Origin of the sequence: Flavobacterium eburneipallidum, assembly GCF_027111355.2 — a bacterium.
GTDB classification, from domain to species: domain Bacteria; phylum Bacteroidota; class Bacteroidia; order Flavobacteriales; family Flavobacteriaceae; genus Flavobacterium; species Flavobacterium eburneipallidum.
Genome location: NZ_CP114291.2, coordinates 2,640,148 through 2,652,440, shown reverse-complemented (window position 1 = coordinate 2,652,440; position 12,293 = coordinate 2,640,148). Strand labels below are relative to the sequence as shown.

13 protein-coding genes are annotated in these 12,293 nt (G+C 30.9%); all 13 read right to left on the bottom strand.

Going from position 1 to position 12,293, the window contains the following annotated elements; all coding sequences use genetic code 11:
* Window positions 1-21: 21 nt before the first annotated feature.
* The 13 genes from OZP15_RS11245 to OZP15_RS11185 all read right to left on the bottom strand — a co-directional run bounded on the left by OZP15_RS11245 (window position 22) and on the right by OZP15_RS11185 (window position 11,997).
* Complete coding sequence (locus OZP15_RS11245) at window positions 22-825, bottom strand: endonuclease/exonuclease/phosphatase family protein (RefSeq protein WP_281336133.1); 804 nt, start codon at window positions 823-825, stop codon at window positions 22-24.
* Window positions 825-1,511 (bottom strand): nucleotidyl transferase AbiEii/AbiGii toxin family protein, encoded by a 687-nt coding sequence (locus tag OZP15_RS11240; RefSeq protein ID WP_269225534.1) that lies wholly within the window; start codon window positions 1,509-1,511, stop codon window positions 825-827. Before OZP15_RS11240 ends, OZP15_RS11245 begins: the two co-directional genes overlap by 1 nt.
* Window positions 1,504-2,025 carry a hypothetical protein gene (locus OZP15_RS11235; RefSeq protein WP_281336132.1) on the bottom strand — a complete coding sequence of 174 codons (522 nt, stop codon included), beginning with the start codon at window positions 2,023-2,025 and terminating at the stop codon, window positions 1,504-1,506. The genes OZP15_RS11240 and OZP15_RS11235 overlap by 8 nt, the downstream gene beginning before the upstream one ends.
* Before the next feature lie 115 nt (window positions 2,026-2,140).
* The gene (locus OZP15_RS11230) at window positions 2,141-2,548 is read right to left on the bottom strand and encodes a hypothetical protein (protein ID WP_269225531.1); all 408 of its coding nucleotides are present in this window, start codon (window positions 2,546-2,548) and stop codon (window positions 2,141-2,143) included.
* A 67-nt stretch (window positions 2,549-2,615) separates the two neighbouring features.
* Window positions 2,616-3,128 (bottom strand): hypothetical protein, encoded by a 513-nt coding sequence (locus tag OZP15_RS11225; protein ID WP_281336131.1) that lies wholly within the window; start codon window positions 3,126-3,128, stop codon window positions 2,616-2,618.
* Window positions 3,129-3,130: 2 nt separating this feature from the next.
* On the bottom strand, window positions 3,131-4,867 hold the full coding sequence (locus OZP15_RS11220) for a hypothetical protein (protein WP_281336130.1): 1,737 nt from the start codon (window positions 4,865-4,867) through the stop codon (window positions 3,131-3,133).
* Window positions 4,867-6,399 carry a DUF4407 domain-containing protein gene (locus OZP15_RS11215; RefSeq protein ID WP_281336129.1) on the bottom strand — a complete coding sequence of 511 codons (1,533 nt, stop codon included), beginning with the start codon at window positions 6,397-6,399 and terminating at the stop codon, window positions 4,867-4,869. Before OZP15_RS11215 ends, OZP15_RS11220 begins: the two co-directional genes overlap by 1 nt.
* Window positions 6,392-7,627, bottom strand: coding sequence for a DUF4407 domain-containing protein (locus OZP15_RS11210; RefSeq protein ID WP_281336128.1), 1,236 nt, complete (start codon window positions 7,625-7,627; stop codon window positions 6,392-6,394). Before OZP15_RS11210 ends, OZP15_RS11215 begins: the two co-directional genes overlap by 8 nt.
* 841 nt (window positions 7,628-8,468) lie before the next feature.
* On the bottom strand, window positions 8,469-8,663 hold the full coding sequence (locus OZP15_RS11205; RefSeq protein WP_269225521.1) for a hypothetical protein: 195 nt from the start codon (window positions 8,661-8,663) through the stop codon (window positions 8,469-8,471).
* Between the two features lie 11 nt (window positions 8,664-8,674).
* Window positions 8,675-8,980 carry a hypothetical protein gene (locus OZP15_RS11200; protein ID WP_269225520.1) on the bottom strand — a complete coding sequence of 102 codons (306 nt, stop codon included), beginning with the start codon at window positions 8,978-8,980 and terminating at the stop codon, window positions 8,675-8,677.
* Window positions 8,981-9,377: 397 nt separating this feature from the next.
* A complete protein-coding gene (locus tag OZP15_RS11195) occupies window positions 9,378-10,046 on the bottom strand; it encodes a response regulator (protein ID WP_281336127.1) in 669 nt (222 codons plus the stop codon).
* Window positions 10,047-10,059: 13 nt separating this feature from the next.
* Entirely contained in the window at window positions 10,060-11,730 is a 1,671-nt protein-coding gene (locus OZP15_RS11190; RefSeq protein WP_281336126.1) for a tetratricopeptide repeat-containing sensor histidine kinase, read from the bottom strand.
* 105 nt (window positions 11,731-11,835) lie between these two features.
* Window positions 11,836-11,997: a hypothetical protein gene (locus OZP15_RS11185; protein WP_281336125.1), complete on the bottom strand. Its 162-nt coding sequence runs from the start codon at window positions 11,995-11,997 to the stop codon at window positions 11,836-11,838.
* Window positions 11,998-12,293 lie beyond the last annotated feature (296 nt).

The window sequence follows — 12,293 nt, the reverse complement described above, 5'->3', positions numbered from 1 at the left end:
CAAATTCCAAATTTTAAAAAATTAGTTCAACGAAAATTCTATCCAAATTGGGATATGATCGGATATTTTTCGAGCTTGTTCTAAAGTATTGAAGTTCGTGTAGAAATGGATAACTCCAGTATTCAAGACTTTAATTTTTGTAGTTTTATAAAAGATATTATCAAACTCTGATGCCAGACAGTTTCCAGCGACGCATCCTTTTTTTAAGGATGTTTTTTGATTGACCAATACAGAAGTGTAACCCATTTTTCGCAAGGGATTGAAAACCGTGTGCGATTGCGGACAGTTGAAATCGCCCACAAAAATCAAATTCAAATTGGGATATGCTGCGGGTAAAAATTTAAAAAATTTAATCTCCGTTTCGGGTTGTTTACTCTTGGTTATTGCATGAAAATTGGCGACTGTGAATGTTTTGTTTGCATACTCGAAAGTGCTATAAAAAGGTTCTCTATCAATTTCTAAATGGTATTTTTTTTCGAGCCAAGCATTGCCTATTTTCTTTACTTTACTCGTTTTCCAAAGGAAAGCATAACGTTCGGTTTTATAGGCACTACTACTTGTTGGATTGCTGATGGCATAATCCCATTTGTTGCCTTTTCGGTTGAGTTCGTCGGCGAGTTTTGCTACGGTTTGTACGCCACCATCGCCGGCTACGACTTCTTGAATGACAATAATATCATAGTCTTTCAAAGTATTAGCGATAAAACCAATTTCAGAATCGGATTTGGACTTTCCTAAATTTTCAATGTTCCAAGAAAGGAGTTTGACTTGGGCGAAGGTTGGAGCGGTTAGGAATAAGAGTAGAAATAGGAGGGGTTTGGTCATTATTCAATTATCAAATTTATCTTTTCCATTAGTAGTGTGAACCGTTCTTTGACGATTAATGGGTGAATGTGCATGGATAGAATTTCATCTGCATTTTTGTGATTTTTTAAGAAGAGAAATTCCTTTTTTAAATAATTTTTCACTTCTTCATCAGCTTGCAAAATTTCATCCACTATGGATGTTCTGTTGTCTAATACGAATATGATGTCTTCAAAATCATGACTGCTTCTATAATCGTTAAAGCCTCTATTTTTAAATGCTTCAAACTTTGTTGCCAGAAAATAAGGCGCACTCAAAATTTGAATACTTATATTATTTCCAATTATAACGGTTTTTAAATCTTTAAATCCTGGTGCATACCAGCTATTTGAATCTCCAATGGCACTTTCTTCAGCAGGCATAATGTCTATTGGAATTCCTTTAAATCGATAGCTACAAATAGCGTGTCCGAAAGGATCGGGAAAGAATTCAAGTTCCGAAAGGCGTTCTTGAATAGTTGTCCATTCAAAATAGGTTTCTAATTTTAAAGTCATATCAATATCTTCAGTAGGTCTTATTTCTTCCGAAGCTAGGTCGTCGTTGTAAAGATTGATTACTGCGCCACCAACAAAGACTACTTTTTGTCTTAATTCCTTCAAGCCTACTGCTACATTTACCAGTGATTGAATGTCAATAAAATTATTCATTTAAGATTCTCTTTTTTAATTCTACCCTTGCGATTTCTTTTTCTCTTGTGCTTCCAACTCGCAGTACATCTGTCATTGCCAAAAGTTCGTGTAGAGCAGCGTCTTTTAAACTGGCTTCAATAGCGGAACTATAAAGCGGAATAACAGCCTGACCTCTTGTGTTTCCTTTGGCATAAGGCCAGACATACGCTTCTGTTGCTTGTATCATTTCGTTTATTGGTGCGGCTGAATGTGCCGTTGCAATGCCTCGAACTACTGCTGCAGGTCTTTGCGGAAAAACATAACTCAGACCGTGTATTAAAAATTCATAAAAGGCTACTTTATTCACTTTTTTTCCCGAAAAATCAACTAATTGTGCATATTTGGAACGTTGCAAAGATTGACTTATCTCGGATTGACTCATATTTAGTTCTTGAGCCAAAGTTAGTTGTTGCCATTCTTTGTTATCCAATGCTATTATTTTTAATAAAACCAAAATATCTTGAGGTTTCATATTGTATTTTGATGCTATCATAATTTGTAATATTGCGTATTGCGATATGCAATATTACGGTATATTGTTTTATTTTACAATGTTTTATAAAAAAATATCGCATATTGCGATATTCGATATTTTCAATAGTTAAATGTTATTTCACTTCTAACTCATAGGCTTTTCCATTTTCATCTACGGCTTTTAGTTTGCCTTTTCCATACCATTCTACTTCTATGTTGTGTGGATTGCCTTGATTGTCGTCAATTTTTCCTGCTCCGTATTTGCCTTCAATATTTATTTTTCCAGAGACTTTGTTGCTGTCTTGATCCTTGCCTATTACATCATAGTTGTATTCGTAATGCCCCGAATTTCCTGTTCGGTATTCGTAGTCGTGTTTTTTGTCTTGATGAAAGGTTTTGGCTTCCTGTGGTGTGATGGTTTCGATATCATCAGGTGTGATTTTTTCTTTATGAAAACTTTGTGGTTTTGTTGGGATTTTGGGCGGTTGTTGGCAGGAGAGGAAAAGGAACAGGATAGAAAATAGGAATAAATAAGGCTTCATTTTTGAACTTTTGTATGCTTTAAATTACTTTTAGAGATAACTTCAATTAATATACTTAATAATTAAATTAATGATAAAAAGGTGTTTCAATAATTGGGGCAAACCAATTTAATAGGTGTTCAAAAGTATCTAGTAATACAAAGGATATGAATATCATCAAAACTCCTTTTATTAAAAAATAGCCATAATTGTTGTTGTCTATTTCTATACTATCGATTCTTTTTCCTAAGTTTATTTTTAGAATAATTCCAATTAGATAATATGCTAAAAAAGTAAATAGAAAAGTAAAGCCAATATAAATTGCAATTCGTTGTATTACTCCCAAAAATGCATTTTCAGGACATTTGGGACTTATTAAAATCTCAATTGTATTTTCTAAAATTAGTATTGCAGTTTTTAAATAAAGAAAAAATGGAATTAGTAACGATATATTCCATATTGTAAGTGAGAGTGGAAGACCTTGCTCATTGCTATTAGGTTGTATTTTTTGTTTTTTTGCTAGAAATTGAATTGCCATTTGCATTAAAACAGTTGCAATTACAGCAACTAAAACCGTAAAAAAAATACTTTGTTTGTCCATAGTTATTTTGATTTTAAGGATATTCTCCAGTTATTTAATATAGAAATTTCTTTTGAAATGACTCCGGGTTTTGAAATTGTTGTTGTTTCCCAAAGTACGTATTTTTGATTGTTGTATATGTAAGCAGTACCAATGATAGGTAGATTAATTCCGATTATAGAATGACTATAAAATTCACTACTCATTAGTGTAATATCATAATCATAATGAGCCAGTAGTGTATAAAGTAGTAATGTTCTTGTGTCACAATCACCTTTTTGATTTACTAAAAATTCGATAGGTGTGTTGATGCCAAAACGCTCAAATGGGTCGCAATTTGCATTCGGAGTGGAAAGATATTTTTTAGTAAATTCATCATTGTAAAGATTACCATTGCATTCGTTTTCTAAAACAACAGCGTATGGCAAATCTTGAACAAATGTGACAATCATTTTTGCGAATTTTATTTTATCTAAACGATTTGCTTTACCAATACTATCAAACAAATGATATATACTTGATATATTGTTTTTGTCATTTTCTTTTAAAGAATAAATCATTTGATCATAGCTTTGACTTGTACTTGGAATTAAAGATAAATTGTTTTTGTAATATTTTGAATTAGTTAAATCACTCTTTTTAATTTTATATTTCCCTTGATAGATGTTGTTGTCATAATCTTGCCATTTTCTATTAATTGTAATCCATTCATCAATTGTTTTTTTAGAAGTAGAATCTACAATTGGAGAATATACAGGAGGATTCACAATAGTAGGAGTTGGTATCGGGTATGGATTATAAGTATGTGAGCGATGGATGAAAGCATTTAGTAATGATGCTAAAAATGCAAATAATAAAATGACACCAATGATTCTAAAAATCCATTTTAAGTAAGGAGCCAACCATCCTAAAAGGATTGTAAGTATCCAAAATCCAATTATATATAAGAATCCAGGTAAAATAGTAATCAAGAAGAACAAACCGACTAGTAAGCCAAGTATTCCGAATATTTCTTTAAGACAGCCTCCATTATCAATAAAAGGTTGATTTGTAGAACCCGTTCCTATATATTTTCGATTACCCCAAACGGTATCTTGGTGATGTTTGCAAAAATATTCGTATCTTATATAACCATCTTTTTTTTCTACATTTCCCGTCTTAATATCATTTGATTCGCAATGATGTTTAAGAGGCGGATATATTCCTCTTACTTTTTCATCGGTAGCAAGTATAGGTTTTTCAATGATTTCTACTACTTCTTCTCTTTCATAATCAAAGACATAACCTGTAATATAAGCATTAAAAGTCCCATAAACTTGTTCACCATCTGTTTGATGGTATTTTCGATTAATTTCGAATTCAAATAATTGTGGTTCTAAAACATTTATACCAAATGAATTATTATTTGCAGAAATTTGAACAGCTAGTATTTTAGGAAGTTTTTCTTTAGGAAAAACAGAACCTCTAATTTTATTTTGATTCGTAATATTCTTGAAATCTTTTGGGAATTCAAAAGCTTTGTTTTTACTAAAATCATCTATAGAATTACAATTTACTTCTGCTTCGTATATTTCAAAATCAAACAAATCAGATTTGTCGGAAACGTCGGGTATTTTATCACCTCTGTATTTTCCTGAAATCGTACCTTTTAGATAGGTTTTTCTAGGTGTTAAAATTTCTTTGGTTATTTTGATATAATCCAAACCATCTTTGTCCAGAAAAGATTCTTCATTAATGATATTTACGATTTTTTTATCCATTAAATCTCTTTTTCTGTATTTGGCATATATACAAAATCTAATAACCCTATTTGATTTTCAACAATTTTAATAACTTGTTTTCTTTTGGTTCTGAAAGGGCTATCTATCCAATATTCATATTTTACTAATAGCTCGTCTTTATATTCAGTATTGATTGAATTATTTATTTCATTGTATTTGTTGTTATTGATTTTCTTTAACTTTTCAAGAAATGGCTTTAATCTTTCTTTACAAATTTTATTATATGTTTTGACTCTATCTGTCAAAATATCGGAATATTGTTTTTTTGCAATATCATATTCGTGCAAAATAATTTTGTGTTCAATTAGCATTCTTTGGAAATAATAATCTGTAGTTCTAATTTCTTTTGCGTCAATTTTTTTTATTTTTTTTTCTAACCAATTGAAATTGGTTGTGTTTATTAACTCTTGTCTTAATTTAATTAGTTGTAAATCCTCTTTATTGTCTGCTAAAAACATTTTTGCAGAAATGTCTCTAGCTTTATATTTTAATCCAATAGGAATTAAAAAAACTAGGCATACCAAAATTGTAATAATCCAAGATAAAGGATTTTCAAAAAGCAATAATTGAATGGTTTTTACATAAAAATTACTTTTGTCTAGTAAAGAATTTAATGCTTTATAATTAGCATTTTTATCATTAATTAGGGATGTGATTTCTGTTTTAAAATCATCAAATTCTGTTTTTATTGATAATGGTAATTTTATATCATTTAGCTGATTGATAAAATCCGAATCAGATTTTAATTCATCATCTAATAAAGTATTAATTTCATCTAAAAGTTTTGTTTGATGCTTTTTTTGTTTTGAAGATAATGACCAATGATTGTTTAAATTGTCGAGTTTTTTTAAAGCTGAATTTGTCTTTTTGAGAAACAAACTATCTCCGCTTATTTTTGTATTAATAAAATTCAAATTTGTGTTAGCAACATTAGTTTCATTCAGAGCAATTTTAGAAGACGTTTTTCTATTAAAATCTTTAAAAAACTCTAGTTCATTGTTAATTAATGACTGATTCGTTGTTGTATAAAGTTTAACCCGTTCTTGTAGTTTATGCTTTTCAATACTTGTTGAAACTGATGAACTTAAGAAATAAACATTTAAAGGTTGTGAAATAATTATAGCTAAAAGCATCATTAACAATAAACGCAAAAACATAGAAAGCGATAAAAAACTCACTTTTTTTTCTTCCTCATTATCTTTTTTTCGTTTCTTTTTTGATGATAATGGTATAATTGCAGGAGAAATGGTATGCAATAATAATAGATATATATTTACAACCATTGCACCCCAGAAAATCCCAATAGGAAGACTTGCCCAAATGGCGCCATTGAATAGCGAATAAGTAAAAAAAGACGCACTTATAAAACATCCAAGAAAAATCAATAATACAAAAAAACCTATTGCAGCAAACCTAACTTGAATTTTAGTTTTGCATCGTTTTAATATATAATTATCTTCTCCTGAACAGGTAAAAAGAAAAAGTCTTATTTCATTTATCCCTTTATTCATTAGGATTTATAGATTTAATGTAACCATCTAGATTATCATCTATTTTTCTCATTTCTCTTTCTTTATATTTGGTTACTGCATATTTTGTCAGTTCCTTTTGAATGTTAGTAACCATTTTCTTTTCAAATATTATTCGTTCCGCTTCGTGATTTATGGTCAAGTGTCTTTCTATTCCTTCTTTGTCCTTGTATTTATCATATTGAACTTCTATGCCATATTCAGCCTTAAGTAACTCATCTCGGTTTTCAGCCAAATAATCATAAGTTGTTTTGGTTAACATTAGTTTAAAAAAGATTGGAGTTAGTTCTATTGCCATAAATAATAGTGTAATGAAGAGTGATATCCAAAAACCTGCAACTTCGTGACATATTTTAATTCTTTCTAGAAGTCCATCTAAACCGTTAGCTATTTTTGCATTATTGTTTCGTTCTTTATCTTTTTCAAGTCTTAATGATTTTTTCTTATTATTTAAATCTGTTAGTTCTGATTTATTGATTTCATCGAACCTGCTTAATTCTCCTTCTAATTTGGCTTGTTGGATTTTTAGTGCCCTTGCAACTGGACCTTCTCCTTGACCTCTACCACCCATACCTTCAGCAGTTTCTTTTCTATATTGAACTTCGTAATCTTTAATTCTATTTAATAAATCTGCTCTTTGGATTTCTATCTTCCCAAAATCAGTTAACAAAAGTTTTTCTCTGTCAGCATAAGTTTTGTCAACTTTTGTTTGATATTCTACTTGTTGTTCGAGCTGTTTTTCTCTTAACTTAATGTCAATTTCAGTTTTAAACATTCTAATTTCAACAGGTTTGGAAATTGTCATCGCTATAATGACGCCCATTAAAATACGAGGAAATGCACTTTTCAATTCACCAATTGTTATTGCTTCTGTTCCATCACCTTTTCCTGTACTTGTTACTATAAAACGGTCAATGTTATATATCATCAATCCCCATATTATTCCAAAAATCAAAGCCAATAATATCGTTGGATAATCAATAGGGTTTTCAATTGCTGACCCTCTGGGTTCAAAAATGGTATAAAAAGCATAACCGCCAGCCAATCCGGCCATTGCTCCAGTAGCAAATACAATTCCACCTAAACACATATATTTTATTTGGTCAGAATAGGTTGCACGTTCTAAAAGGAATCTATCGCCTCCGGCACATTTCCACAGTTGGCGCATTATCCATCCTGTTTTTGGTAATTCATAATAATCTCGTGTCATATAAAATCATTTTGGTTAAAAGTTGAATTTGATATTGCTAGTTTTTTGTTTTCTATTTCAATGTTTGATTTTGTAATTATTGGTTTATGGATAGTACAATAAATATTTTCTGGAGTAAGTCTTGGAATTTTTATCTCACTTAATTTTAAATTGAGATTTAAAGTTGAAGCTTTGAAATTTGAATTGTCGAGTTCTAATTTTCGTTCAACTTTTATTTGATATACTTTCTTTTGGAAAAAACCATATACAACCAAATCAAACTCATTATCGAAATTGGATAGATTGAAAATTTTAATTTGTTTTTCAAGAGTTTTTATATTCTTGAAACGATAATAAAGTGCATTTCTAAATCGATAATTAATAATTAAATAGCTGTTTTCAAATAAATACTCCGTATTGTAATCAAGATATAACAACTCGATTCCTTTTTTTCTTCTAAAAAGAATAATAAGGAATCGAGCGATTATCACTTTTAAAAAGCGTAATTTTTGTAATAGATATGTAAGATAATGTGAGAACATAGTCTAATTAAAATTGCTTTTTAACTGGTATGACAGGTATTTGAGCAAGTTTTACATCCATTAGATTTGGAATAGGTTTTCTTTGCTTCTTTTACTGCATCAGCACAATTTGAAAATTCACCCAGATATTTCTTGTCTGACGGTTGAAAGTTACACTTTTCTGTGTGGACTTCGTGATCTCCATTTGATTGTGCTCTGTTGTTTACATAATACTTCATAATTTCATTTTTTTAGTGATTAATTAATAATCCTCCAAACCTACCACCATAAAAAATCATTTCGTTACGGCTTTCCACATTTGGAGCATTTTTTTTGAAAAATTATTTGATAGCAATTGTGTCTTCTGTTTTTTCGATAGTGTCTAATGCTTTTCTTCGTGCAATTTCATCATCGTCTAGTTTGTAATTTTGGATGGTGTAATTTTCGGGAACGACAGCTTGTTTTTCGGGTTTGGATTGGCATGAAAATAGAGCGAGAACGAATGGAATTGCTAGGGAAAAGTTGAGTTTTTTCATTGGGCTTGTATTTAGGAAAGACATGGGTTAGCGATTTTAATTTGAATTTTGTACATTTTTTCTAATTGTTTGGATGTTAAGAAATTTTTCTGTTGCGCATTCAATAATTTTTGGTAAATCCATTCGGATTGGGCTTTTTTGTATGGGTATTTAAGCAGAGATTTGGATTTGCCATCGAGTGATTTTTTGTAATGTTTGATGTAAGATTGGGTATAGTTTTTATAGTCATCGAGGTATTTGTCCCATTTATTTTTCAAGGTTTTTGGGGAAATTGTAATGTCATTTTTTATATAGATTTGTGTGTTATTTTCGCTCATAATGATTGTTTTGAACAGGATTTGGATACCTGCTGTTTTGGGTTTGGAGTGCTAGGGTTTTTTATACCTTTTTTTTATAGCAACCGACAAAAAAATGATTTGTGAGGCAATTATTGTTGGAACAAGGAGTATTTTCCAATGGATGTTGTTCCAATTTATTTTTAGGAATAGTAATAACAGGGTTGTTAAAACCCCTATTGTTATTACGATGGCGTTTATTTTGGCATTAGATTTCATGGCATGAACTTTTATTTTATGCCAAAAGTAGCGGCTATAAAAACAGTATCCTTACGGGAAACCGTAAAGCAGGGAAAAAAAAGGAAAAAAACTTAAAATAAATAAAATAGTGAAGTAATAGATACTTAAAATCTGCAATCTAAAATCTGCAATCTAAAATTTAAACTAATCCTAAATCTTTGGAAATAGCTATCAGATGTACGTTGTTACTGGCCTTGAAATAGGTTTTGAGTTTGTTGATACGTTTTTCAATGCTGCTGTTTCCGTTAGGGACAATGCCTAGGGTTTTGAATTCGGTTACAATCCCTTCTAGGATATAGCCTTTGGATAATAATTTTAGAATTTCGATGTCGTAGGCTTCTATTTCAATAAGGGATTTGTCTCTCAAGGCTTGCGAAACTTCAGCAGAAGGAGTTGGTTTTTGGTCGTTAAAAACTCCAATTATGGCTCTTTTGAGTTCAGGAATACTGTTTCGTCCCTTGGAAACAAAGGCGTTTATTCCTAAAGTGTTAAAAAGCGATTTGATGCGAAAAGATTTGTCTTCAATCGAAAAAACGATGGTTTTGATCTCGGGTTGGATTTTTTTTATGGCTTCTATTAATTCCTCACCAGAGTTTAATAGGTTTTCCCGATGATCGTTTTTGAATGATAAATCGCTAATCAGTAAATCGTAAGGAGTTTTATCAAGTTGTGCTTTTTTTATTCGTAAAAGTGCATCGTCGCAGTATTTGGCGTGATGAATTTCGGAAACTGCAAGCTCTTCTAATGCTTGTCCAACGGTGATGCTGATGCTATCAAAATCTTCGACTACTAAAACTTTTTTGAACATGTAATTTTCTAATTTATATAGGAATCGAAAAACTGGTTTTGAATCCCTTGTTTGTATTAGTATCAAAAGTAATAGTTCCTTTTATAGCTAGAATACGGTTTTCCACATTTTGGAGTCCATTTCTTGAATTTATTTTGTCTAAACTCGCTCCAAGCCCGTTATCACTGTAATCTATCTGTAATTTTTTTTCGTTTTTTTTGAAACTAATGGCTGCTAAACTGCATTGACTGTGTTTTTTCATGTTGACCAAGAGTTCTTGAATAACCCTGTAGATAATAATTTTTTTGTTTACTTCTAGATTGTCCCAGTCGATTGTATCCATTCCATTGGTAATGATAGTAACAGTATCAGTATTGAATCCAGACATCATTTCCTTCAAGCAATTAAGGTATTTTTTTCCAGTATTTATGGCACTGTTTTCTTTGGATATATTCCGGGTTCTGGAATAAATAGCATCTAAATTGTTGAGTAAAATTTCTTTATTTTGGCTTGTCGATAAATCTTGTGTTTCGGCAAAAGCTAGGGTATGAAAAACGTCATTAGCAAGTTCGTCATGCAATCTTTTAGAAATTCGGGTTTCAGTGTCGTAGGAGATTTGAATTTTTTCTTTTTTGTTCAAAGCCTTCAAAAAGTAATACAAAAAAATGGTAGAAAGAATACCTGTTATCACTAAAAAAATTAAAATAAGATTTCTGTTTTTGTGTTGCTCCAGTTCTAATGCGGTCTCTATTTTTTGGGTTTTTAATTTTGAGTTTTCTTCTTTTTCTTTCTTGGAGTCGTATTTTATTTTAGCAAATTGGTTTCTGGCTTTTTGTCTTACTTTCTTGATACTATCGTTAATTTGAATGTATTTTTTGGAATAAATTTTGGATTGGTTTCCAGCGCTATTTTCTATTAATAAAGATAGAGATTCTAGTCGTTCATCCACATTATTTACTTTGGTTGCTTTTTCATAAGCAAGTGAAGCATATTTATTGGCTATACTAGGATTGTCTTTGTAGTATTCTGAAAGGTGTAGGTAACTAGACACCATTCCCCAGTGGTCATTAGTTTGTTTTTTGATTTTCAAGGCTTGATTCATGTAATCAATCCCATTTTGGTTTCCTGTTCTATAATAGGAATATCCCAAATTTTCAAGTGCTTTCGAAAAGGTTACAGTATCTTGTATAATTTCTTTTCTGGAAATCAATGGAAGCAAGATTTGAATGGCTCGGTGGTAGTCTTTTTTATTGATGTACACCACGGCTATATTATGCTGAAATTTTAATTTTCGAGCTTTATCAATTTTCAAATGTAATCCTTTGTTGTAGTAATAAAGGGCGTTATCGTAATCAAATAGTTTTACATTGACAATGCCTAATAAATTATAAATGGAACATTCATAAGCGGGATCGATATTGTTTTTTAAAAAAGGTAAAGCTTCTGTGGCTGTACTTTCGCTGCCAGCATAATCGCCTTGGTTTTGTTGAATTTCCGACATTCGGTACAAAGAATACAAAATTCTGGTATGATCTGTTTTAGGATTACAAAGCGATTTCGATTTGTTGTAAAAGAAGTAGGAGCTATCATAGTTCACATTGTCAAAATGCAATTCGCCAAGGTTGATAAGGCTATCAATTTGAGTATGATTGTTGGTTTTATCTTGCTTGTTTTGTGGTTTTTCTTGGCATGATATTACTACCAAAAACGCTGTAAATAAAATAAAAATCGGGAAATGTAACTTTTTGAGTATCATTTCCCGAAAATACAGAAATTTATTAAAATAGAAGATTACTATTTTAAAAATAAATTATGGTTTTGGTGGTTTAATCGGAGTACTTTCTCCACTACCTTCTGCTACCACATTTTTCACAGTATTACTAGTTGGGGCTGTTTCTGTTTCGTCAGTTGTGCAGGAAACTTGCATTGTGTTTGCAGCGATACATAATGCTACTAAAAATATTTTTTTCATTTTAGTTAAGATTAAAATTAAACATAGTTGTGGCTGCCCGATACTTGAATCGGATGCATGCCGGAGTCAAATTCATTGTGAATTGTAGGCTCAATTATTGGTTTGGGAAGTGAAGTGTGCTGAAACAGAAAGGCAATAGTTATACTTCCCTGATAAAATCGCCAGACTGTTTAGCAACACTTTTTAAGAACTAGTTTCGTACATTTGTCTTAATTGCAGGTTAAAACAAGAACTAATTCTAAAGCAAAGGAATGGGGTTTTTGAACGATAATTAGTAACGGATTCCAGTCATTACG